Source organism: Micromonospora parva (assembly GCF_040649675.1).
Classification (GTDB): domain Bacteria; phylum Actinomycetota; class Actinomycetes; order Mycobacteriales; family Micromonosporaceae; genus Micromonospora; species Micromonospora parva.
In genome coordinates this window covers 258,023-280,262 of the sequence record NZ_JBEZFX010000007.1, presented here as the reverse complement: position 1 = coordinate 280,262, position 22,240 = coordinate 258,023, and the positions used below count along the sequence as shown (strand labels likewise).

Below are 22,240 nucleotides of genomic sequence, written 5' to 3'. Positions count from 1 at the left end.
ACTCCGCTCAGCCGGGGAGCCGGGGTATGAACACGGTGTGGCCCCCGCCGTCGGTGGGCGGGTCACCGGGCAACGGCCGACCGTCGGGCCGGCCCGGCATCGGCTGCGTCGCCTCCGGGGGCGCGGCAGGGGTCTCCGGCCGGGCACCGTAGACGCCGCCGGTAGCGGGACGCGGTGCGGGCACCGCACCCCAACCGGCGGCCGGCGGCTGCTGGCCGTACACCTGACCGGGGCGACCGGGCGCGGCCGGCAACCCACCCCCGGCGCGGTAGGTGGTGCCGCCGGGGTTGCCCGGCAGGATGCCCGGCCCGTCGTCGGACGGCTTGCGGTCCTGCCGCGAGCGACGGATCAGCAGCACGATGAGCAGTAGTCCGACTGCCACCAACACAATGCCGATGAACATCACTGGTGAACCTCCTCCGGACGATTCGGCGGCGGTCGCCCTGGTGTTCGGCGCGCTGGACAACACCGCCGGGTTCACCGCCTCGTCGACGGTCGCGACCTCGGACGGGCTCGGGGTGGGCGTCGGCTTCGTCGACCGCGACGGAGTCGGCGACGGGGTGACCCGCGCGCCGGTCAGCCGCGCCGCGTCGGTGGCGTGACCCAACGTCTGGCCGGCCGCGCTGATGCCCGCACCAGTGACCACGAGCCGGCCGCCCGGCGTACCCGCAGCGAACGCCACCCGGTAGCGCACCGTGATGCCCTTGCCCTTGCACAGCGTCGGCTTCGCTGGTGACGTCTGCGCGGTCGACACGTTGCCGCCGCCTCCGCTGACGGCCACCGGGAACCAGCGCCCGCCCGCGTTGACCTGGACCTTCACCTGGTTCGGCTGAAGACCCTCCATGGTGAAGCCCAGCGCGGTACGCAGCAGGACGCACCCGTCGGTGCGCTTGCGCACCGCGACGTTCACCCCCTGTGCGGAACCACCAGCGGCGAAACTGCTGGCCGCGCCCACCCGGACCGAGTCCTCGTCGGCCAGCGCCGGCGACGCACCGAGCAGCACCAGGCCGCCTGCCAGACCGCAGACCGTCGCCAGCCGTGCCGCGCGTCGACGCACTGTCATGATCACCTCGCCGTCCTCCCCGGGTGGGGTCCGCAGGTCAGGCTACTACCGGCCGGCCCACCCCATCGGTCATAGAGCGGCCCGGATGTGTGCGGCGTTACGGTTTAGCACCCGCCCGCCAACCCCGCTGACCAGCCGATCAGCCCGACGGTCTGGGCGTCAGCCGGCCTGCTCCGGCCCGGTGGTCTGCCTCCGCGTCAGCCGGCCCGCTCCGCCCCGACGGGCCGGGCTGCTCCCGGCGTCAGCGGGCTCGCTCCGCCTCGGCGAGGGCGTCGCGGCACAGTCGGTCGGCGGTGCGGGTGGTCTCCGGCAGGCGGTAGCGCGGGGTCAACGCCAGCACCTGCGCTGTCGCGTTCTCCAGGCTCATCCGATGCCCGACGCTGACGAAGACCGGCTTCACCCCGTCCCGGGTCCGCAGCACCCGACCGACGACGTCACCACCGTCCCGCAACGACGACCAGGAACCCCGCTCGGCGGACGGCGGATCCCACGTCCCGACCAGCGGTGTCTTGCCCACCCCGATCGCGGGCAACCCGGTGACCACCCCGAGGTGGCACGCGAGCCCGAACCGGCGCGGATGGGCCAGCCCGTGCCCGTCGCAGACCAGTAGGTCCGGAATGGTGGTCAGGCGGTCGAGCGCACCGAGCAACGCGGGCACCTCACGGAACGCGAACAACCCCGGAACGTAGTCGAACGCGGGTCGCCCCACGCCGACAGCGGAGTCCACCACCGCCAGGGTCCGGGCGTCCAGGACCGTCACGGCCGCCGCCAGCAGGTCACCACCCTCGGCGTACGCGACGTCCAGGCCGGCCACCGTCGCGGGCGCGCTCGGCCCCGGCCCGACCAGGTCCACCAGCGGCCGCAACTCCTCCTGTACGGCCACCGCCTCGGCAACACTGCCCGGCGCCACTGCCCCCACGCGCGCCGTGCGAGCTGGCTGCGGCATACCCGCTGCCTGCGGCATGCCCGCTGCGCGCGCGGCCCGCCATGATCCACTCGACATCACGAAAGTCGGGCTATCCCCCGGACCCGGATGCCCCGATTTCAAGAAAACGGAGTCGATCACCCTCGACCCGACGCATCGCCGCCACCTCCGGCAGCCCTGCCGTGCGGGCCGCCCCGGGCACTGTCACCGTCGGCCCGACCCCTGATCAAACCCAGGCCGAGCGCGACAACGATGCCGGTGGCGACACCGAAGGCGACGCCACCCTTCGCCCCGAACACCGGAATGCCGATAGCCAGGCCGACCAGGATGCCGACCGGCCAGGCCCAGACAGTCGACCTGATGCCCTTCGTGCCAGATTTCGCCATGCGTCGATCTTATTCGGCGCCGCCAGGGCCCTACCGATAGCCGTTCACGACAGGGCGACCCTCGTCGGCACTCCTCGAACACGACGAACGTCCGCGGCCGGATTCCGCGAGTGAGCGCCTGCTCCTGCGGCGTCTCGTGACGCGCTTTCTCGTGCCAACCCCAGAGTCGATAGACAGCCGCCATATCCTGGCACCGCCGTCGTGATTCTCTACGATCTTCAGCGTCGATTGATAGCAGAGGGAGTCGGAGGCGGGCACCAGACCTCGGCCCAGCGTGGATTCACCACCTCAGCGATCACCGTGGCCGCCCTGGAACATGGCGCGGATCGAGCCTTCGTCAGGCAACTTCTCGCCCCCGGTAACTGCTTCGACCACCGCCTCAGCGTCAGCGCGGCTCACGTTGTTGTAACGGTCCGCATTCCGATAGTCATCGAGGAAACGGACCACAAGGCCAGGATCGTAGGCCCACGCTCGGGCCCGATGATCCCAGAGGACCGCCTGCCCTACACCCACATCCATGACGAAGAGGCCCGCCGGCTCGCTCTGCTCATCGGTACGGTAGATCACGTAGTAGCTCAACAATCTCCTGCTCCAACTCTTCAGCGACCTGCGGCGCTATGGGGAAGTCACGCGACCCTAAACCCAGCCCTTGCACTACCTGCTCGAGACTTGCCCCCTGGCGAGCCAACCAGGCGCGGTATTCGCGCCAGACGTCGATGTTCTGGCTGACCCACTTGGCGAAGGTGGCATCCTTGGCCGGAAAACGGAGATCGAGTCCGTCCGGCAACTCATCCGGCAGGCCGCGTGCCCGGTTCGCACCGAGCATCCGCAGAAGCGCGTCGACTCGTCGTTCGGGGCTGTTCGACGGACGCCGCAGAATTTCGTACTCATCATGGGTAGCCAGCCACGCTTCCCGCGACACCGGAGTGTGCAGTTGCAACTCGATCAGCATCCCGTCCGGCGATCGGAGCGTGCAGTTCAATCCGTAGAAACGGTTTCCCTGCCGCCAGAAGTTCTTGCAGGCTGAAGTTGGCACCGAGAAGCCGGCCTCGGTCAGGCCGGCAAGGACCAGTTCGACGGCGTTGCTGTAGTCCATGCCAGACGGCAGTTCGAGGCAGAACCTCAGGACGTCATTGACGCTTGCCGCGAAGTCCGTTACGTCGATCGTGGCAACGCGAGCCTCGTCGAGGTACTTCCGAGCCAGCGATTCCAGCCCTTTGACGCGAAACTGGCGCTCTCGTAGGCGGACTGGGTCGCTCAGGTCGAGCGCGCCGGTCACGTACTGCCCGATCTGAGCCAAAGCATTCTCGACCCGGTCCGCAGCGCTCAAAGCCCGCTCCCGGAGTTCCGTCAGCACAGCCAGTTCAGGGCTAGTGAGCTGGGCAAGGTTTGGCGTTGGTCGATCAGCGCCACGTGGCTCTGCCCTGTCGAAATCTGCACCAGACGAGCCAGGACCGTCGAGGAGCAGGTACATCCGGTTGATGTACGGGTCACCGTGCCCGCCGTCGTCGTACGTCGATGGGTGATCCGGCAGGTCGGGCCGTTCGCTGAACCGGCCCCGGGGCAGGCCGCCGAGCGGCATCGGTCGGCCGTCCCCGCTCAGCACCAGCGCGTCGATGCCGACCACGTCCGGGTAGAGCGGCCGGTCCCGGACCGCGCCGTTCTGCGGGTCCACGTAGAGAATCGTGCCGTTCTGGTTGAGCGCCACCCAGGCGTGCGAACCACCGTGTGCCCACTCGGTGACCAGGAACGAGTAGCTGCCGTGGCCGCCCAGCAGCAGTTGGTCGTGCAGGTTGCGGTAGCCCCGGTCGACGGCCTGCCGCGCCTGCGCTGCGTCCGTTGGTTGGCCGGACGTCGGGGCGACGAGTTGTTGGAAGCGCCCGCCGGTCACGTCTTCGACCCGGCCGGGGCCGCCTGCCTCGCCACGGATGGGACGCCTGATGTCGCCGTCGAGGTAGCCGTCGAAGGTGCGCGGTGCCGAGACGCGGGGTCGCCCGTGCACCCAGGTCTCGAAGAGCGACAGGGTGCAGTCCAGGCAGTTGATGCCCCGGGTGGCGTCGGCGGCGGGACCGCCGTCGTTGAGGAGCCGGAACCAGCCGCCCTGCCGGGGGTCGGCGGTGCGGATGACGGTGCCGTCCGGTTCGCGGGGCATCTGCCGTTCCACGTCGACCTGGTGCAGGGCGAGCGGTGGACGCAGCCCTCCGGGCTGCCCGTACGGGCGGGAGTCGTCGATCGGCGGCGGATCGTCGTCGCCGGTGAGCCTGGACGGGCCGGCGGTCTCCACCGCGCCGAGCGCCAGCGCGCCCACGTCCCGGTTGGCGTACTCGAAGGTGGCGCTGATGTCCACCACCGACGGGGCGGCGCTGCCGGCCAGCACCGCGTCGGCCAGGTCACGCCATTCGGAGTACGCGCGGGCCTCCTCGTTCGCGGCGCGCTGCCAGCCGTCGGCCCAGAGCCGGTTGCCGGCCTGGTGCAGTTGTCGGGCGTAGGTGGCGTACTCGACGGTGCGACGATCGTGCTCCACGGCGCGCGTACGCAGGCGGGCGGCTTCGGTCTGCCGGCGGTTGGTCTCGAACTCGATGCGCAGTGACTCGTAATGCTCCTGGTAGCGCCGCCGCTCGGCGGCTTCCGCAGCGGCGGCCCACTGCGCCGCGTACGAGTCGTCGGGGTCGGGATCCTGCACCGACGGGGCACCGAACGCGGCCACGTCGACGGGGACCGACGCCCTTCCCCGGGCCGGGTGCTCGGGTGCGCGCACCGGTGCCGGTGTCTCCCGCGTCGGTGCACGCGGCGGCACGACGGATCGACCCACCACCGCCGGGGTGGGGGCGACCGGCGGCGACGGGTTGGCGGTGCTCGGGACGCCGTAGGTGACCGGCGTCGCGAGGCCGGGAGTGAGCGTCGGCGCGGAAGGGCCGGTCGTCGGAGACCAGGCGGTCGGCCCTGAGGGAGTGACGTGCGGCGAGTTGCCGGGGTGCGGCGGGGATCCACCGGTGGCAGCCGGGCCACTGTTCGATTCGACAGGGACGGCAACCGGCGCGGCCGAGAGCGTGGGGTCGGCCGTGGCCGGGTGCGGTAGGCCCACTCTCTCCTCGACCGGCGCGGCAGTGGACGGCGCCGCCTCGGTCGACAGTGCCGACGAGTCCATCTCGGACACCACACCGACCGGGACCGGTGCCGACGTCTGGCCGTCGGGCGTGACGGGTGACGCCGACGACTGCTCGGCGCCAGGGGACGTCGGCGCAGCCGGCTGGTCCGGCGACGACACGTCGACGGTCTCCGTGGCCTGCACGGGTACGACCCCGGCCGTAACCAGACCATCCGAAGCCACACCATCGGCAGCCACCGAGGACGCGGCCCCCACCGCAGACGGCACCGCCGTCGCCTCAGCAGCCCCCACCGCAGACGGGACCGCCGCGGCCTCAGCAGCCCCCACCGCCGACGGCATCACCGCCGACGGGACCTCCGCCGCCGCAGACGCAGCCCCCACTGAGGACGCCCCCGCAGAGGCCACATCCTCCGCATCGGGCAGCGCCGACGGGAGGGATGGACCAGCGAGCGAGGCTCCCGCCAGGGCATTCGCCTGGGCGTCGAGCCGGGCGCGTAGCGCGTGGTCGGTCTGGCCGGTCGCCGAACCGGTGGCCCCGGACGCGGCGGCGCGCGCCACGTCCTCCATCGAGGTCAGGCCCTGACCGGTGGCCAGGCTCGCCGTCCCCTCGGCGAGCACCTCGCCGGTCATCTCCCGCCCCAGGTGCTCCCCGACTCGCGCCGCCCGCCCGGTCGCGTGCCGGCCCAGGCCGGCCAGCGGGGCCACCGCCCCGCCGGCGAGCCCACCGACCGCCGAGGCACCGAGATCGGTCAGGTCCAGGCCGTGGGCCCGGCCGGTGGAGTTCTGGTACGCCTGGGTGGCCAGGGTGACCCCGGCCTCCTCGGTGGCCTCCTCCAGCCCTTCGCGGGCGGCCCGCTTGGCGAACCCGCGTGCGCCCCCTCGGGCGACCTCCTTGGCGGCCCGTTCGCCGGCCTCCTTGAGCCCGTGTTTGAGGGATTTGCTGGCCAGTTGGCCCATCAGCCGCTTGAAGATCTGGTGAACCAGCAGCCGGGTGGCGGTGATCGCCGCGCCGGCGGCCGGGGTTGCGGCGCCGGCGGTCAGCACCGCCGCCACCGCCACGGTGAGCAGCTCGATGACCAGGATGCCCAGCTCGATCCAGACTTCCAGCTTGGCGCCCTCGATGTCGCACCCGCACTCCTCGACCAGTCGGCCCAGGTCGGCCGTGACGGCGAGCAGTACGGGCAGCGGCGCGTCGGTGTCCTCGGCGAGCCTGCGCCAGGCCGCCTCGAACGCCGCGCCGACGGCTCCGACACCGCCGTATCCGCTGTGCACCTCGGCGGCGGCCGTGGCGGCGTCGGCGTGCGGCCCGGCGAGCACGGAGGCGATTGCGTACCACTGGTCGGCGACGTCCCACACGGCCCGCTCGTTGCCCTCCGGCCACTGCACGCCGACCACCCAGTCGAGGGCCTCGTAGATCCAGCCGGGCACGTCCCACGGAGCGTGGTCCAGTGGGTGCGGGATGGGGCTCGGCAGCACGCTCATCTCAGATCGCCGGTTGTCAGCGCCGGTCGGCGGCCCGACCGAGGCGGGTGGCGTTGGCGGCGTCGGTCTGCACGCTCGCGTCGACGGACTGGACCACATCGCCGCCCAGCTCGGTGAGCCGGTGCCCGACGCCCGCCCAGGCGCGCAGCACGGTCTGTTCGAACCCGCGGTAGTTGCGCTCGAAGGCGGCGCCGATGTCGTCGCGCCCCCACGGCCGGGCACCGCTGGCAGCCTCGATGGCGCCCCCTTCCGCCGCACGACGGGCCGTCACCGCCTCGCCGGCGAGCGCCAGGTCGGCACCGCCCCGGCGGGCCCGGGACGGATCGAGCCAGAGCTGCCCGTCGGTCATGCCGTCGCCTCACCCTTGCGGAGCACGGCGTCGGCCCGACCGAGCAGCGCGGCGTAGTCGCCGGTCCTGAGGAAGTCGATGGCCCCGGAGCCGGCCGGCATGCTCTCGGCGACGAGGTCGCTGGTGGCGTCGGCGGCGGCGGTCGCGGCGGCCCGGATCGTTTCGGTGATTTTTCGGCCGAGCGCCAGGGCGTCCCGGTCCCGGTAGATGGCGGTGGTCAGCTCGACCTCGATCAACTGGCCCTGCGCGCCGACGGTCGCCGTCACCTGCCCGTCGGCCGACCGCCGCGTCACCCGCAGCGCTTCGAGCCGCGCCTGAAGGGTGTCCAAACCGGACCTGAGCTGCTGGTACTGCCCATAGATGTCGTCGAATCGGGCCCGTAGCTCGCGATTGACGTCCCGGTCCGCCTGTGCGTCCACCGCCGCCCCTCCCGTCACCGTCGGTAGAGCGAAACGATACCGGCTGCCATCGATCCGTGTAGTCCGGTAGTTTCAATGCGTGATCGACCGTCAACAGGCCGAGCAGCTCGCGGCCACCTGGGCCCGCCGCGACTCGCAGCGGCTCGGCCACGAGTGCAGCGCGATGGTCGACGAGTTCGACCTGGGTTACGTCATCACGTCCGTCGTGCCCGGCGAGGTGCGCACGGTGCCGGGCGACCTGCCGACGACGGTCATCGACAAGCAGACCGGCACTGTAACCACCTGGCCCCGGGTGCCGAGCACCGTGGTGGCGGAGATGTACCGGCGTAGCCAGCCCGACGGGCCGACAGCGCCCCGCACCGTCGACCCGTCGACGGTGCTGCTGCGGGAGATAAGCCGGGGCGTCACCCCGAACACCGCCGCGCACCTGACCATCGACGGACGGATCTGGACGGCCCAGGGCACGAGGGCCGAGGTGCCACTCAACCACCACCCGCTGGTCCGCGACTATCTGGCCCAGCTGCCCCCCGGCGAGCTGGTGCGCGGCGGGGAGGCTCACGCCGAGCTGATCGTGGTCTCCGACGTCCTGCACGAGTACGACCACCGCCGCGCCGCCGAGGGCATCGCTCCGATGGGGAGGGCCGAGGCGGCGGCGCTCCTGGGGAACGCCCGCTTCGAGGTCTTCCGGATCCGTGAGCCGGGTGATCCCGCTGGTGGGCCGGCCGAGCGGCCCTGCGACTCGTGCGTCGCCTTCCTGGTCCGGGCGAACGTCCTGCCGGAGGCGGCGCGCGCCTTCACCGAGACCTGGACCGCGCCGGAGGCGCCGGATCCCGACCCTGGGCGCTTTCCCCCGGTGGTCGCCAACGCGCTGGTCGCGGCCGGGTGGCGACCACACATCGGTGACCAGATCATGGCCGCTGCCGCCGTACGGGACGTCACGTCGGTGCCGGGGCGAGACCATCGGCACGAGGTCTTTCCCGCCGCCGTGGAGGCGCTCACCGCGTTCCCCAGCCTGGTCGGGGCGCGGCGCGGCCGGGGCGAGCAGGTGTGGATCTCGCGTTTCGACATCCGTCCGCACGCCATCGCGCACACCGCCGACACCCTCGCGGACTTCGGCGCGGTGCTCGGCGTGCGCCTCTTCCCGATCGGCACCGAGCAGCAGGACAGCATCCTGGCGGTGGACGAGCGCGGCCGGGTGTTCGCGCTCGACCAGGCCGGCGAGTGGTTCCTCGGCGACACCGTCGACGCCGCGCTGACCACCCTGCTGCTCGGCCGCGCCCCCGCCCGAGTGAGCGACGACGGCACCTGGCAGGCCGACTAGCTCGGCGCGGGGCCGCCTCCTAGAGCGCGAGGCCGGTCAGCACCATCACCCGGGGCTCGGTGTAGTCGTCCATCGCGCTGCGCAGCCCTTCCCGGCCGACGCCGCTGCCCTTCACCCCGCCGTACGGCATCTGGTCGGCGCGGTACGACGGCACGTCGCCGACGATCACCCCGCCCACCTCCAGCGCGCGGGCGGCGGCGAAGGCCACGTCCAGCCGCCGCGTGAAGACGCCGGCCTGCAAGCCGTACGCCGAATCGTTGACCGCGGCGAACGCGGCCTGGTCGTCGGTGACCGGGGCGACCACCAGCACCGGCCCGAACACCTCCTCGGCCACGACCTTGGTGTCCGCCGGGACGCCGGTGAGGACGGTCGGGGGGTAGGTGGCACCTGCGCGCAGGCCGCCCACCTCGACGGTGCCGCCGGCGGCGACGGCCTCGGCGACCCACGTCTCGACCCGGCGGGCCGCGTCCTCGGACACCATCGGCCCGACGTCGGTCAGCTCGGAGGCGGGGTCGCCGGTGCGCAGCCCGCGCACGGCGGCCACCAGCCGGGGCAGGAAGTCGGCGTAGCGGGCGTGGTGCACGTACACCCGCTGCACGGCGATGCACGACTGGCCGGCCTGGTAGTTGGCGAACGTCGCGATGCGCTGCGCGGCGTAGTCCAGGTCCTCGTCGGAGGTCCAGTCCGCACACAGCACCGCTGCGGCGTTGCCGCCCAACTCCAGCGTCACGTGTTTCTGCGGCGCGGCGCGGCGGATGGCCGCGCCGACCGGACCGGAACCGGTGAACGACACGACCGGCAGCCGGGGTTCGGTGACCAGTTCGGCGGCCCGGTCGTTGGGCAGCGGCAGCACCGAGAACATCCCGGCCGGCAGGTCGGTCTCGGCCAGCAGCTCGCCGAGCAGCAGCGCGGTCAGGGGCGTCGCGGGCGCGGGCTTGACGATGATCGGCGCGCCGACGGCGATGGCCGGCGCCACCTTGTGGGCGACGAGGTTGAGCGGGAAGTTGAACGGCGTGATGCCCAGCACGGGGCCTCTCGGCACCCGCCGGACCAGCGCGATCCGCCCGCCGGCAGCCGGGTCGGTGTCGAGTCGTTGCAGCTCCCCGGAGAAGCGTCGGGCCTCCTCGGCTGCCCACCGGAAGGTCGACACGGCCCGACCGACCTCGGCGCGGGCCCACTTGAGCGGCTTGCCGTTCTCCGCGGTGATCAGTGCGGCGATCTCGGCGGCGCGTTCGGTGAGCCGCCGGGACACGTGGTCGAGGGCCGCCGCGCGGGCGTGCGCGGGCAGGGCCGCGGCGTGCGCGGCCACCCCGGCCGCGGCGGCGACGGCGGCGGCGACCTGGTCGGGCGTGGCGAATGTGGTACGCCCCACCGGGCGGCCGTCGTACGGGTGGTGGACGGTCAGCTCACCCTCGCCGGTGGCGGGTCGGGAGGCGACGAAGAAGGGTGCGGGCTCCACGCCGAGCAGCGTAGCCGAGCGATCAGCCGACGGAAACAGTCGCGATAACCCTTGTCTGCCGCGAATTCGGTAGCGAAGATGGCAGAGAGATTGCGATAACCGCCGCAGAACCGCGCCCCCGGCCCCCTCGGAGTGAACCCTCATGAGTGACCAGCAGCAGCTGCGCAACTTCGTCAACGGCTCCTACGTCGACCCGGCCGACGGCGGCTACGCCGATCTGGTCGACCCCTGCACGGGTGAGGTGTTCGCCCAGGCCCCGGTCTCCGGGGCTGCCGACGTGGACGCGGCGATGAACGCCGCCGCCACCGCCTTCGAGAGCTGGCGGGAGGTCACCCCCGCCGAACGGCAGCGGGCGCTGCTCAAGCTCGCCGACGCCGTGGAGGCGCGCGCCGCCGAACTTGTCGACGCCGAGGTGCGCAACACCGGCAAGCCCCGGCAGCTCACCGCCGAGGAGGAGCTTCCCCCGGCGGTGGACCAGTTCCGGTTCTTCGCCGGTGCCGCCCGGATGCTGGAGGGTCGCTCGGCCGGGGAGTACCTGGCCGGGCACACCTCGTACGTGCGACGGGAGCCGATCGGCGTCTGCGCGCAGGTCACGCCGTGGAACTACCCGCTGATGATGGCGGTCTGGAAGATCGCCCCGGCGCTCGCCGCCGGCAACACCGTGGTGCTCAAGCCGTCGGACACCACCCCGGTGTCGACGCTGCTGCTCGCCGAGATCGCCGCCGAGTTCTTCCCGCCGGGGGTGTTCAACGTGGTCTGCGGCGACCGGGACACCGGTCGTACCCTCGTGTCGCACCCGACCCCGCAGCTGGTGTCGATCACCGGCTCGACCCGCGCGGGCATGGAGGTCGCCGCCGCGGCGGCCCCCGACCTGAAGCGGACCCACCTGGAGCTGGGCGGCAAGGCCCCGGTGGTCGTCTTCGACGATGCGGACGTGGCGGCGGCGGCCGAGGCCATCGCGTTGGGTGGCTACTTCAACGCCGGGCAGGACTGCACGGCGGCCACCCGCGTGCTGGCCGGGCCGGGCGTCCACGACGACTTCGTGGCGGCGCTCGCCGAGCAGGCCCGCGCCACGAAGACCGGCGGGCCGGACGACGCCGACGTGCTCTACGGCCCGCTGAACAACGCCAACCAGCTCGCCCGGGTCAGCGGTTTCGTGGACCGGCTGCCGGACCACGCGGCGATCCAGACCGGTGGGTCCCGCCACGGCGAGCGCGGCTACTTCTACGCGCCGACCGTGGTCTCCGGGCTGCGGCAGGCCGACGAGATCATCCAGGACGAGGTGTTCGGTCCGGTCATCACCGTGCAGCGCTTCACCGACGAGGACGAGGCGGTGCGCTGGGCCAACGGCGTCGACTACGGCCTGTCCGCCTCGGTCTGGACCAAGGACCACGGCCGGGCCATGCGGATGACCCGACGGCTCGACTTCGGCTGCGTCTGGGTGAACACGCACATCCCGTTCGTCTCGGAGATGCCGCACGGTGGCTTCAAGCACTCCGGGCACGGCAAGGACCTGTCGGTCTACAGCCTGGAGGACTACACCCGGATCAAGCACGTCATGCACAACATCGAGGGCTGAACCCATGCCGAGTTCGGAGGAGTTGCACAAGCGGCGCGGCGGCGCCGTCGCCCGGGGCGTCGGCAGCGTCACCACGTCCTACGTGGACAGTGCTGCCGGCGGGACGATCACCGACGTCGACGGCCGGGAGTGGATCGACTTCGCCGCCGGCATCGCCGTCACCAGCGTCGGCAACTCCGCCCCGAAGGTGGTCGAGGCGGTCCGCGCGCAGGTCGAGCGGTTCACCCACACCTGCTTCATGGTCGCGCCGTACGAGTCGTACGTGGCGGTGTGCGAGCACCTCAACGCGCTGACGCCGGGCGGGTTCGAGAAGCGTTCGGCGTTGTTCAACTCCGGCGCGGAGGCGGTGGAGAACGCGGTGAAGGTCGCCCGGCACGCCACCGGTCGACCGGCGGTGGTGGTGTTCGACCACGCGTACCACGGCCGGACCAACCTGACGATGGCGTTGACCGCGAAGAACATGCCGTACAAGCACCGGTTCGGGCCGTTCGCCGGGGAGATCTACCGGGTGCCGATGTCGTACCCGCTGCGCGACGGTGGGCTCTCCGGAGCGGAGGCCGCAGCTCGGTCGATCGAGATGATCGAGAAGCAGGTCGGCGCGGAGAACGTCGCCGCGCTACTCATCGAGCCGATCCAGGGTGAGGGTGGTTTCGTCGTACCCGCGCCGGGTTTCCTGCCCGCGCTGCGTGCCTGGGCGACGGCGGCCGGGGTGGTCTTCGTCGCCGACGAGATCCAGACCGGCTTCTGCCGGACCGGCGACTGGTTCGCCTGCCAGCACGAGGGCGTCGAACCCGACCTGGTGACACTCGCCAAGGGCATCGCCGGTGGCCTGCCGCTGGCCGCGGTGACCGGTCGGGCCGAGCTGATGGACGCGGTGCACGTGGGCGGGCTCGGCGGCACGTACGGCGGCAACCCGCTCGCCTGCGCCGCCGCGCTCGCCACCATCGAGACCATGCACGAGCTGGACCTGGTCGGGGCGGCCAGACGGATCGAATCGCTGCTGGTCCCCCGGCTACGGGCCATCGCCGAACGGGACCCACGGGTCGCCGAGGTACGCGGCCGGGGCGCGATGCTCGCCGTGGAGCTGGTGCTGCCGGGCACGCTCACCCCCGACCCGGTCGCCACCGCGGCGATCTCGGCGGCCTGTCACGCCGCGGGCCTGCTCACCCTGACCTGCGGCACGTACGGAAACGTGCTGCGCCTCCTACCCCCGCTGGTGATCTCCGACGCCCAGCTCAACCGGGGCGCGGACCTGCTCGACGCCGCCTTCCGCTGAGCGGCTGAGCGGCTGGGCGGCGGAGGGGCCCGGTGCACGGGCCCCTCCGCCGACGTCAGCGCAGCACCTCGACGGTGTTGCGGCGCACCAGGTTCTTGCCCGGCTCGCGGATCTGATCCATCGCCGCCGCGTTGAGCAGCACGCAACTGCCCGACGGGCCGGTCACCGTCACCGTGGTGGAGCGGTTGTTGTCCAGATTGGTCACCCGCAGCCGGGTACCCACCGGGAACTGCCCGCTGGTCGCCGCCGGCCCGGCCGCCTCCTCGAAGAAGGTGATCGCCCCGGTGCACGCCGACCGGGGCGCCGGTCCGGGCGCGCCGGGCGACGCCGCGCCGGGGCGGACCGTGCCGGGGGCCGGAGCGCCGGCGGGCGGCGCGGCGCCGTCGACGCGTTCCACCACGTTGCGGCGGATCACGTTCTTCCCCGGTTCCCGCACCAGCTCCATGGCCGCCGCGTTGAGCAGCACGCAACTGCCCGACGGGCCGGTCACCGTCACCGTGGCCGCCCGGTTGTTGTCCAGGTTCGTCACCCGCAGCCGGGTACCCACCGGGAACCGGTCGCTGGTCGCCGCCGGCGCCCCGCCCTCCGCCGAGAAGGTGACCGAGCCGGAGCAGACCGACGACCGGGCCGGGGCCGTGTCGGCGAACCCGAAGCTGGTCCCCACCGCCACACCCGCCGCGGCGAGCACCGCCACGCTCGCCGCCAGCACGTGCCTGCGCTGCACCCTCATCGCCGTCACTCCCGTCCTCGGTGGTGTCTTCACCCACCTGGTACGGGCCGCAGCGCCCTACCGTTCAGCCGGCACCGGTATCGATCGCGCGGCGGCCAGGTCAACCGGCCCGTACCGGGTACACGGCGCGCCGGTGATCAGCGCCCAGTAACGGTCGCCGTACGACCAGTGCCACCACTCCGTCGGGTAGTTCACCATCCCCGCGCCGCCCAGCGCGTCCACCATGATCTGCCGGTGCCGACGGGCGGCGCCGACGATCGCCGGGGCGTCGGTGAAGCAGGCGTCGGCGCTGTCCTCCGGGGTGGCGTCGATGGCAGTGCCCAGATCCACCTCCACCCCGTCGTCGGTGCAGAGCGTCAGGTCCACCGCGCCGCCGGTGCTGTGCGGGGCCACCTCGACCGGTGAGACGAACTTCGTCGTCTCCCGGTGCAGCCGCTCGGGTGACCAGTCCGGGTGTCGTCGGCGCAGCTCGTCCCGGTAGCCGGTGAAGATGGCCAGCTGCGCCCGGTACGGCCGGTAGCCCTCGACCACCAGCAGGCGCAGCCCACCGGGCAGGGCACGCTGCGCGGCGAGCAGGCGGTCCACCACACCGGCGCGCAGCCGGGCGTACGCCCCGGCGGGGTCGGCCGCCCGGCCGTCGAGCCGCAGCTCCGGCACCTCCCGCAGGTCCACGAACTCGTCGCCGTCGTCGGCGCTGGGCACTGCCGCCACCCGGGGATCGGAGAGCAGGATCATCCGAGGCTCCCCACCGTGCTCGCGGACCGTTCCGCGTGCCGGACCCGGGCCAACTCGACGAGACGGTCCACCACCTCCCGGTAGCTGACCCCGACGGCGGCCCACACCTTCGGGTACATCGAGTGCGCGGTGAAGCCGGGCATCGTGTTCAGCTCGTTGACGTACAGCTCGCCGGTCGTCTCGACGTAGAAGAAGTCGACCCGGGCCAGGCCCCACCCGCCGATCGCGGCGAACGCGCGCAGCGACAGCTCACGGACCCGCGCGGTCACCTCGTCCGGCAGCACGGCGGGGACGATCATCGGGTCGTCGTCGCCGAAGTACTTCTGCTGGTAGTCGAACCAGCCGCCGCTGACCCGCACCTCGCCGACCGCCGACGCCTCGGGGCGCCAGCCACCGAGCACCGCGCACTCCAACTCCCGGCCGGCGACACCCTGCTCGACCATGACGAGCTGGTCGTGGCGGAGCGCCTCCCGCACGGCGGCGGCCAGGTCGTCGCCCTCGCCGACCCGGGAGATGCCGATGGACGAGCCCATGCTGGCCGGCTTGACGAAGAGCGGCCGGCTCAGCCCGGTCACCAGCTTCTCCGGGTCGTCGACCGTCCGGTAGGTGTGCGCGTCGAACGCCACGTACGGGGTGACGGGGATGCCCTCGGCGCGCAGCGCCCGCTTCATCGCCACCTTGTTCATGCCCACCGCCGAGGCGAGGATGCCGCAGCCCACGTACGGCACGTTCAGCGACTCCAGCAGCCCCTGCACCACACCGTCCTCCCCGTACGGGCCGTGCAGCACCGGGAAGAGCACGTCCAGCTCGGCGTGCACAGCGCCGGGGGCGTTACCGGCGGTCACCTGCACGACGCCCGGACGCGGACCGGCCCGCAACTCGACGGCCGGCCCGCTCACCACCAACTGGTCGTCGATGGCCCGCTCACCGGCCGGCCGGTCGCGCAACTCGGCCAGCAGCGCGTCGGGCATCAGCCGAAAACCGCCGCCGCGGGTGACACCGATGGCGACAGTGCGGTAGCCGCCACCGGCAAGCGCCCGGGCCACCCCGAGCGCGGACGCACACGACACCTCGTGCTCCGCCGACGGCCCACCGAACAGGATGCCGATCCGAACTGGCGCGCTCACGCCGCCGCCCCTTCCCGGGTCGGGTCGGCGGACCGGGGTGCCATCAACCGGGCCACCAACGCCGCCTCCACGTTCCCGCCGGTCAGCACCACACCGACCGTCCGCTGCCGGTCCGTCACCGGCGCAAGGCGGAGGGCGCCGGCCAGGGCCGCCGCGCCGGACGGCTCGGCGAGCACCTTGAGGTCGGTCAGGATCAGCCGGAACGCCGCCGCGATCTCGTCGTCGTCGACCCGGACGACGCCGCGCAGCCTGTCCCGCGCGATGGCGAACGGCAGCTCACCCACGCAGGACGGCCGCAGCCCGTCCGCGATGGTGGGCGCCGGTGCGACCGGCACGCGAACACCGGCTACCAGGCTGCGGGCGAGCGAGTCGCAGCCCACAGGCTCCACGCCGTACACCTCGATGCCGGTGCCGGCGGCGGCCAGGCACCCGCCGGCCACACCGCCACCACCGCCGACCGGTACGACGAGCGCGTCCAACGGTGTCCCCGCGCGCTCGGCGTCCTCGATCAGTTCCAGGCTCGCCGTGCCCTGCCCGGCGATCACGTCCGGGTGGTCGTACGCGTCGACGACGGGGTGACCGCTGTCGTCACTGAGCCCGTTGGCCACCGCCACCCGCTCCTCGACGGCGGTGCCGGCGAACACCACCCGCGCCCCCGCCGCGCGGGCCCGCTCGACCTTCGTCGGTGCCGCGTCGACCGGCAGCACCACTGTCGCCGCGAGGCCGTGCTGTCGGGCCGCCAACGCCACCGCCACCGCGTGGTTGCCGGTGCTCTGCGCGATCACCCCGGTGTGCCCGGCCGCGGCGAGGCGACCGACAGCGCGCAGTGCGCCGCGCATCTTGTACGAGCCGCCGTGCTGAAGGTTCTCCGCCTTGAGCAGGACCCGGGCGCCGGCGAGTTCGTCGATCACCGGGGACCGCAGCACTGGTGTGCGGACCACGCGGCCGGCAAGCCAACTGCTGGCCTCCTCGACATCGGCCCGGGTCTGGCCAACGGTGCGTGACATCGTCTCTCCTTTTTCGGGCACACCACGGGCGGGATCCAGCAGTACGTGGACCCCGGGACGGTGGGTGGAAGTGTCAGGTCACTGTGGGTAGCTGAACGTCGACCCGCAGGCCGCCGTGTTCGGCGGGCCGGGCCGCGATGATGCCGTCGTGCGCCTGGGTGATCGAGCGGGCGATGGCCAGGCCCAGACCGGCCCCGCCGCCCTGCGAGGTCCGGTCCCGGGCGAGCCGGCGGAACGGTTCGAACAGACCCGCCACCGCCTCGGCCGGCACGGGTTGACCGGTGTTGACCACCGACAGTGCGGGCACGCCGCTCACCACGACGGTCAGCGAGCCGCCCGGCCGGTTGTACTTGATGCCGTTCTCCACCAGGTTGGTGACCAGGCGCTCCAGCAGCACCCGCTCGCCGACGACGACCCGGGGCACGAGGTGGGTGCCGATGGTGACCCCGGCCTCCCGGGCGCGGTCGAGGTATCCGGCGAGCACCGCCTCGACGATCGTGTCGAGCCGCTGCGGGATCCGCGAGCGCAGGCCCTGGTCACTCTCGCTGAGCGCGAGCAGACCCTCGATGAGGCGTTCGTTGCGCTCGTTGGTCTCCAGCAGCTGGCTGGTCAACAACTCCAACTGCTCGCCGGTGAGCGTCCTGGCCATGCCGACCTCGATGAGCGTCCGCTGCACCGCGAGGGGCGTCCGCAGCTCGTGCGAGGCGTTCGCCGCGAACCGCCGCTGCCCCTCGTACCCGGCGGAGACACGTTCCATCATCTCGTCGATCGCCCGGGCCAGCCGGGCCAGCTCGTCGCGGCCCCGGGGCCGGATCCGGTGACCGAGGTTCTGCGGGCCGAGGTGACCGATCGGCCCGGCCAGGTCAGCGACCGGGCGCAGGCACCACGCCGCGCCGAACCAGAGCCCCACCAGGGCGGCCACTGTCACCAGCAGCACGGCCCCCAGGGGCAGCATGTACGCCCCCGGTCGCACGTCGGCGCAGACGGTGCTCAGTCCCGGCACCGGCAGGTCACAGAACTGCCGCCCCCAGATCCAGGTCACCCCCGCCAGCCACTTGCCCATCGCCGGCAGCACCGGCCCGGCCAGCAGCGCCAGCAGACCCACCAGCAGCACCCGACGTCGGGGCGTCCAGCTCACGCCGGTCCGCCGATGCGGTAGCCGGCCTTCGGAACGGTGTGGATGATCGCCGGGTCGCCGAGCTTCTTGCGCAGGGTCATCACGGTGACCCGTACGGCGTTGGTGAACGGGTCGGCGAACTCGTCCCAGGCCTGCTCCAGCAACTCCTCGGCGCTGACCACCTGACCGTCCGCGCGCAGCAGCACGTGCAGCACCGCGAACTCCTTCGGGCTCAGCGCGAGCGGGCGACCGTCACGGGTGGCCACGTGCCGGCCCACGTCCAGCGCCAGACCGTCCTGGGAGAGCACCGGTGGCAACGCCGGAGTGGACCGCCGCCCGAGGGCCTGCACCCGGGCCACCAGCTCGGCGAAAGCGAACGGCTTGGTCAGGTAGTCGTCCGCGCCGAGGCCGAGCCCTTCCACCCGGTCGCGGATGCCGGCCGCCGCGGTGAGCAGCAGGACCCGGGTGCCGACCTGGGAGTCGGCGATGCTGCGGCACACCTCGTCACCGGTGTGCCCCGGCATGTCCCGGTCGAGCACCGCGACGTCGTACCGGTTCACCCCGACCCGCTCCAACGCACCGTCACCGTCGTAGCAGACGTCGACGGCCATCGAGAGGCGACGCAGCCCTTCGGCCACCGTGTCCGCCAACAACCGTTCGTCGTCCGCCACCAGCACCCGCACGTTTGTCCGCTCCCCATTCGGCTTGCCCGGCATACCGTCGCAGGCCCGGGTTAAGGGTTCTGTAAGCACCCGCCGCAGCCATCCTCCACGCGCGTGTCCAGCGGGCAAACCATCGCCAGCCAGCGGATGTCGGCTTCGTTCCCGGCTCACGTCGTCTGCGTGGTCCGTCCCCGACAACCACGGCGGTTGGCGCTAGCGGGTGAGCTGCGTCACGATGGGGGCCGAGGAGGTCGCCCGATGGCTGACCCGTGGCTCGCCCTGGAGTTCGGCGTCGATCCGGCGGAGCGGATCGCGCAGGTCGGCGCCGCCCACGAGGCGTTCCTGACCGCCGGGTCGGCCCCGCACCGGGTACGGGACGTGGTCCGTCGTTCCTGGGAACGCTCGGCCCGGCTCGACCCCGAGGCCACCCCGCCGATCGACCTGGCCGACGACGTTCTGGCCGCGTACCGGGCGGCGCACCCGCTGGCCCGGGTCCTGCCGCTGTTCCGCGACCTGCTCGGCGGCATCGCCCAGGACGGCGCGCACCTGATGGCGGTCTGCGACGCGCACGGGCGGCTGCTCTGGGTCGAGGGGCACCCGGGTGTGCTGCGGCACGCCGAGCGGATGAACTTCGTGCCCGGTGCCCGTTGGGACGAGACGCACGCCGGCACCAACGCGCCGGGCACCGCGCTGGCCGTCGACCACAGCGTGCAGATCTTCGCCACCGAGCACTTCAGTCGCCCGGTCCAGCGGTGGACCTGCGCCGCCGCACCGATCCACGATCCCGCCACCGGGCGGCTGCTCGGCGCGATCGACATCACCGGCGGGGACCACCTGGCCAATCCGCAGAGCCTGGCGCTGGTTCGGGCCACCGCCCGGGCCGCCGAGGCGCAGCTCGCCGCCGACCGACCGCCGGAACCCGGCGTGGCCACCGTTACCGCGCTCGGCCGCGACGAGGCGGAGCTGCGGCTCGACAGTCGACGCGTCCGGCTCGGCCGACGGCACAGCGAACTGCTGGTGCTGCTGCTCCAGCACCCCGAGGGACGCACCGGTGAACAACTCGGCCTCGACCTGTACGGCGACGACCGGCTGCACCCGGTAACCCTTCGTGCCGAGCTGTCCCGGTTGCGGCGAGTGCTCGGCCCCGAGTTGCTCGACTCCCGCCCGTACCGGCTACGCGGCACCGTCCGCGCCGACTTCACCACCGTCGCCGACCGGTTGGACCAGGGCGATCCGGCGGGGGCGCTCGACGCGTACCCCGGGCCGTTGCTGCCCGGCTCGGACGCACCGGGAGTGACGCGACTGCGCCGGCTGATCGACGGTCACCTCCGCGCCGCCGTGCTGGCCACCGCGGACCCGGCGCTGCTCGCCGCCTGGACCGCGACGCCGGCCGGCGCCGACGACCTCGCCGCCTGGCAGGCTCTGGCGCGGGCGCTGCCGGTGGGCGCGCCGCGTCGGCCCCTCGCCCTCGCGCGCATCGACCAGCTCGCCGGGGAGTACGACCTCCAGCGCGCAACGTGGCTGCAACGTTCCTGAAACTAGCGTCGCCGTCGGCACACCCGCACAACGACGGCGGAGGTAACCATGACGCGCTACGACGCGCCCACCCACTGGCAGTCCCGTTACGACCACTTCATCGGCGGCGAGTACGTCAAGCCGCACGGCGGCGCCTACTTCGAGAACCCGACCCCGGTCACCGGGCAGACCTTCACCGAGGTCGCCCGCGGCACCGCAGCCGACGTGGAGAAGGCCCTCGACGCGGCACACGGCGCCGCCGACGCCTGGGGCCGCACCCCGGTGGCCGAACGGGCGCTGATCCTCAACCGGATCGCCGACCGGATGCAGGACAACCTGGAGTCCCTGGCCATCGCCGAGAGCTGGGAGAACGGCAAGCCGGTCCGCGAAACCCTCGCCGCCGACATTCCGCTCGCCATCGACCACTTCCGCTACTTCGCCGGGGCGATCCGAGCCCAGGAGGGCTCACTCGGCGAACTCGACGACGACACCGTGGCGTACCACTTCCACGAACCGCTCGGCGTGGTCGGGCAGATCATCCCGTGGAACTTCCCGATCCTCATGGCGACCTGGAAGCTCGCGCCCGCGCTGGCCGCCGGCAACGCCGTGGTGCTCAAGCCGGCCGAGCAGACACCAGCGTCCATCCACTACTGGCTGTCCCTGGTGGCGGACCTGCTGCCACCGGGAGTGCTGAACATCGTCAACGGTTTCGGCGTGGAGGCCGGCAAACCGCTCGCGTCCTCCGCCCGGGTCGCGAAGGTGGCCTTCACCGGCGAGACCACCACCGGGCGGCTGATCATGCAGTACGCCAGTGAGAACATCAAACCGGTCACGCTGGAGTTGGGCGGCAAGAGCCCCAACATCTTCTTCGACGACGTCAGCGCCCACTCCGACGACTTCCTCGACAAGGCGCTGGAAGGCTTCACCATGTTCGCCCTCAACCAGGGCGAGGTCTGCACCTGCCCGTCGCGGGCGCTGATCCAGCAGGGCCACTACAGCGACTTCCTCGCCGCGGCGGTCTCCCGCACCGAGCAGATCGTGCAGGGGCACCCCCTGGACACCGACACGATGATCGGCGCGCAGGCTTCCAACGACCAGCTCGAAAAGATCCTGTCCTACCTGGACATCGGCCGGCAGGAAGGCGCCCGTGTACTGACCGGAGGATCGCGTGCCGACTTGGGCGGCGACTTGTCGGGCGGGTACTACGTCCAGCCGACCATCTTCGAGGGCGACAACTCGATGCGGATCTTCCAGGAGGAGATCTTCGGGCCGGTGGTCTCGGTGACCTCCTTCGCCGACCTCGACGACGCCGTGAAGATCGCCAACGACACCCTGTACGGGCTGGGCGCGGGCGTCTGGAGCCGGGACATGAACACCGCCTACCGGGCCGGGCGGGCCATCCAGGCCGGACGGGTGTGGACCAACTGCTACCACGCGTACCCGGCACACGCCGCGTTCGGCGGGTACAAGCAGTCCGGCATCGGCCGGGAGAACCACAAGATGATGCTGGAGCACTACCAGCAGACGAAGAACCTGCTGGTCAGCTACTCCACCAAAAAGCTCGGCTTCTTCTGATGCCGGTCGTCTCCGTCACCCCCGCCGCGGCCGAGTTGATCCGGTCGCTGCGGGGGCGGCACGGCCCGCTGATGTTCCACCAGTCCGGCGGCTGCTGCGACGGCAGCGCCCCGATGTGCTTCCCGGCGGGCGAGTTCCGCACCGGCGCGTCCGACGTGCTGCTCGCCTCGCTCTCGGTCGACGGGGTGGCTGAGCCGGTCGAGTTCTGGATGTCGACGTCACAGTGGGAGTTGTGGAAACACACCACGCTGACCGTCGACGTGGTGCCGGGCAGAGGCAGCGGCTTCTCCCTGGAAGCCCCCGACGGCGTCCGCTTCCTCATCCGCTCCCACCTGGCCCCGTAAGGCCGAGGCCACCGGTGCCGAGAGCGGTATACCTCTGAGTCATATTTATGCCTCAGAGGT

20 protein-coding genes are annotated in these 22,240 nt (G+C 72.3%); 6 read left to right on the top strand and 14 right to left on the bottom strand.

The genetic code is table 11. The features are described from left to right. Window positions 1-7: 7 nt before the first annotated feature. The 7 genes from AB0C03_RS19580 to AB0C03_RS19550 form a co-directional block, all read right to left on the bottom strand. Window positions 8-1,063, bottom strand: a complete 1,056-nt coding sequence (locus AB0C03_RS19580) for a hypothetical protein (RefSeq protein ID WP_245233618.1) — start codon at window positions 1,061-1,063, stop codon at window positions 8-10. Window positions 1,064-1,304: 241 nt separating this feature from the next. Then, entirely contained in the window at window positions 1,305-2,009 is a 705-nt protein-coding gene (nfi, locus tag AB0C03_RS19575; protein WP_357638210.1) for a deoxyribonuclease V, read from the bottom strand. A 116-nt stretch (window positions 2,010-2,125) separates the two neighbouring features. Continuing rightward, window positions 2,126-2,374 (bottom strand): hypothetical protein, encoded by a 249-nt coding sequence (locus AB0C03_RS19570; RefSeq protein WP_156057518.1) that lies wholly within the window; start codon window positions 2,372-2,374, stop codon window positions 2,126-2,128. Between the two features lie 288 nt (window positions 2,375-2,662). Further along, entirely contained in the window at window positions 2,663-2,953 is a 291-nt protein-coding gene (locus tag AB0C03_RS19565; protein ID WP_210865075.1) for a hypothetical protein, read from the bottom strand. Next, complete coding sequence (locus AB0C03_RS19560; protein ID WP_357638208.1) at window positions 2,922-6,965, bottom strand: toxin glutamine deamidase domain-containing protein; 4,044 nt, start codon at window positions 6,963-6,965, stop codon at window positions 2,922-2,924. Before AB0C03_RS19560 ends, AB0C03_RS19565 begins: the two co-directional genes overlap by 32 nt. Before the next feature lie 16 nt (window positions 6,966-6,981). Beyond that, entirely contained in the window at window positions 6,982-7,314 is a 333-nt protein-coding gene (locus tag AB0C03_RS19555) for a hypothetical protein (RefSeq protein ID WP_210863234.1), read from the bottom strand. Continuing rightward, window positions 7,311-7,733, bottom strand: coding sequence for a YbaB/EbfC family nucleoid-associated protein (locus AB0C03_RS19550; RefSeq protein WP_210863236.1), 423 nt, complete (start codon window positions 7,731-7,733; stop codon window positions 7,311-7,313). Before AB0C03_RS19550 ends, AB0C03_RS19555 begins: the two co-directional genes overlap by 4 nt. 79 nt (window positions 7,734-7,812) lie before the next feature. On the opposite strand from AB0C03_RS19550, the gene AB0C03_RS19545 reads away from it, so the two are divergent. Continuing rightward, window positions 7,813-9,054 carry an SUKH-3 domain-containing protein gene (locus AB0C03_RS19545; RefSeq protein WP_357638205.1) on the top strand — a complete coding sequence of 414 codons (1,242 nt, stop codon included), beginning with the start codon at window positions 7,813-7,815 and terminating at the stop codon, window positions 9,052-9,054. A gap of 19 nt (window positions 9,055-9,073) precedes the next feature. Here the strand turns inward: AB0C03_RS19545 and AB0C03_RS19540 are convergent, their stop codons facing one another. Beyond that, window positions 9,074-10,513 (bottom strand): aldehyde dehydrogenase family protein, encoded by a 1,440-nt coding sequence (locus AB0C03_RS19540; RefSeq protein WP_357638203.1) that lies wholly within the window; start codon window positions 10,511-10,513, stop codon window positions 9,074-9,076. A gap of 142 nt (window positions 10,514-10,655) precedes the next feature. Here AB0C03_RS19540 and AB0C03_RS19535 point away from each other — a divergent pair, with 142 nt between their 5' ends. Then, window positions 10,656-12,092 carry a gamma-aminobutyraldehyde dehydrogenase gene (locus AB0C03_RS19535; RefSeq protein WP_357638201.1) on the top strand — a complete coding sequence of 479 codons (1,437 nt, stop codon included), beginning with the start codon at window positions 10,656-10,658 and terminating at the stop codon, window positions 12,090-12,092. Between the two features lie 4 nt (window positions 12,093-12,096). Continuing rightward, window positions 12,097-13,368: a 4-aminobutyrate--2-oxoglutarate transaminase gene (gabT, locus tag AB0C03_RS19530; RefSeq protein WP_357638199.1), complete on the top strand. Its 1,272-nt coding sequence runs from the start codon at window positions 12,097-12,099 to the stop codon at window positions 13,366-13,368. 55 nt (window positions 13,369-13,423) lie between these two features. On the opposite strand, the gene AB0C03_RS19525 is transcribed toward gabT, so the two are convergent. From AB0C03_RS19525 to AB0C03_RS19500, 6 genes are all read right to left on the bottom strand, one after another. Further along, the gene (locus tag AB0C03_RS19525) at window positions 13,424-14,098 is read right to left on the bottom strand and encodes an RlpA-like double-psi beta-barrel domain-containing protein (RefSeq protein ID WP_030331563.1); all 675 of its coding nucleotides are present in this window, start codon (window positions 14,096-14,098) and stop codon (window positions 13,424-13,426) included. Between the two features lie 57 nt (window positions 14,099-14,155). Beyond that, entirely contained in the window at window positions 14,156-14,833 is a 678-nt protein-coding gene (locus AB0C03_RS19520; RefSeq protein ID WP_210865067.1) for a M15 family metallopeptidase, read from the bottom strand. Further along, on the bottom strand, window positions 14,830-15,960 hold the full coding sequence (locus AB0C03_RS19515; protein ID WP_030331568.1) for a D-alanine--D-alanine ligase family protein: 1,131 nt from the start codon (window positions 15,958-15,960) through the stop codon (window positions 14,830-14,832). The genes AB0C03_RS19520 and AB0C03_RS19515 overlap by 4 nt, the downstream gene beginning before the upstream one ends. Beyond that, window positions 15,957-16,967 carry a threonine ammonia-lyase gene (locus AB0C03_RS19510; protein ID WP_357638196.1) on the bottom strand — a complete coding sequence of 337 codons (1,011 nt, stop codon included), beginning with the start codon at window positions 16,965-16,967 and terminating at the stop codon, window positions 15,957-15,959. The genes AB0C03_RS19515 and AB0C03_RS19510 overlap by 4 nt, the downstream gene beginning before the upstream one ends. 73 nt (window positions 16,968-17,040) lie before the next feature. Continuing rightward, a complete protein-coding gene (locus AB0C03_RS19505) occupies window positions 17,041-18,105 on the bottom strand; it encodes a sensor histidine kinase (protein ID WP_357638194.1) in 1,065 nt (354 codons plus the stop codon). Further along, window positions 18,102-18,767 (bottom strand): response regulator transcription factor, encoded by a 666-nt coding sequence (locus AB0C03_RS19500; protein ID WP_030331573.1) that lies wholly within the window; start codon window positions 18,765-18,767, stop codon window positions 18,102-18,104. The genes AB0C03_RS19505 and AB0C03_RS19500 overlap by 4 nt, the downstream gene beginning before the upstream one ends. A 237-nt stretch (window positions 18,768-19,004) precedes the next feature. Between AB0C03_RS19500 and AB0C03_RS19495 the strand changes: the two genes are divergently transcribed. Genes AB0C03_RS19495 through AB0C03_RS19485 form a run of 3 tightly spaced genes read left to right on the top strand, consistent with a single transcriptional unit; the run spans window position 19,005 to window position 22,180 of the window. Continuing rightward, window positions 19,005-20,282, top strand: a complete 1,278-nt coding sequence (locus AB0C03_RS19495) for a GAF domain-containing protein (RefSeq protein WP_030331574.1) — start codon at window positions 19,005-19,007, stop codon at window positions 20,280-20,282. A gap of 48 nt (window positions 20,283-20,330) precedes the next feature. Further along, complete coding sequence (gene adh, locus AB0C03_RS19490) at window positions 20,331-21,836, top strand: aldehyde dehydrogenase (RefSeq protein ID WP_357638191.1); 1,506 nt, start codon at window positions 20,331-20,333, stop codon at window positions 21,834-21,836. After that, window positions 21,836-22,180 (top strand): DUF779 domain-containing protein, encoded by a 345-nt coding sequence (locus AB0C03_RS19485; protein ID WP_030331578.1) that lies wholly within the window; start codon window positions 21,836-21,838, stop codon window positions 22,178-22,180. The genes adh and AB0C03_RS19485 overlap by 1 nt, the downstream gene beginning before the upstream one ends. The last annotated feature ends 60 nt before the right edge of the window (window positions 22,181-22,240 follow it).

What these genes read in the sequence shown, in the direction of transcription:
- AB0C03_RS19570 (WP_156057518.1), bottom strand. Translation starts at nt 2,374, where the DNA reads ATGGCGAAATCTGGCACGAAGGGCATCAGGTCGACTGTCTGGGCCTGG.
- AB0C03_RS19520 (WP_210865067.1), bottom strand. Translation starts at nt 14,833, where the DNA reads ATGATCCTGCTCTCCGATCCCCGGGTGGCGGCAGTGCCCAGCGCCGAC.
- AB0C03_RS19495 (WP_030331574.1), top strand. Translation starts at nt 19,005, where the DNA reads ATGGCTGACCCGTGGCTCGCCCTGGAGTTCGGCGTCGATCCGGCGGAG.
- AB0C03_RS19580 (WP_245233618.1), bottom strand. Translation starts at nt 1,063, where the DNA reads ATGACAGTGCGTCGACGCGCGGCACGGCTGGCGACGGTCTGCGGTCTG.
- gabT (WP_357638199.1), top strand. Translation starts at nt 12,097, where the DNA reads ATGCCGAGTTCGGAGGAGTTGCACAAGCGGCGCGGCGGCGCCGTCGCC.
- adh (WP_357638191.1), top strand. Translation starts at nt 20,331, where the DNA reads ATGACGCGCTACGACGCGCCCACCCACTGGCAGTCCCGTTACGACCAC.
- AB0C03_RS19510 (WP_357638196.1), bottom strand. Translation starts at nt 16,967, where the DNA reads ATGTCACGCACCGTTGGCCAGACCCGGGCCGATGTCGAGGAGGCCAGC.
- nfi (WP_357638210.1), bottom strand. Translation starts at nt 2,009, where the DNA reads ATGCCGCAGCCAGCTCGCACGGCGCGCGTGGGGGCAGTGGCGCCGGGC.
- AB0C03_RS19535 (WP_357638201.1), top strand. Translation starts at nt 10,656, where the DNA reads ATGAGTGACCAGCAGCAGCTGCGCAACTTCGTCAACGGCTCCTACGTC.
- AB0C03_RS19555 (WP_210863234.1), bottom strand. Translation starts at nt 7,314, where the DNA reads ATGACCGACGGGCAGCTCTGGCTCGATCCGTCCCGGGCCCGCCGGGGC.
- AB0C03_RS19525 (WP_030331563.1), bottom strand. Translation starts at nt 14,098, where the DNA reads ATGAGGGTGCAGCGCAGGCACGTGCTGGCGGCGAGCGTGGCGGTGCTC.
- AB0C03_RS19485 (WP_030331578.1), top strand. Translation starts at nt 21,836, where the DNA reads ATGCCGGTCGTCTCCGTCACCCCCGCCGCGGCCGAGTTGATCCGGTCG.
- AB0C03_RS19560 (WP_357638208.1), bottom strand. Translation starts at nt 6,965, where the DNA reads ATGAGCGTGCTGCCGAGCCCCATCCCGCACCCACTGGACCACGCTCCG.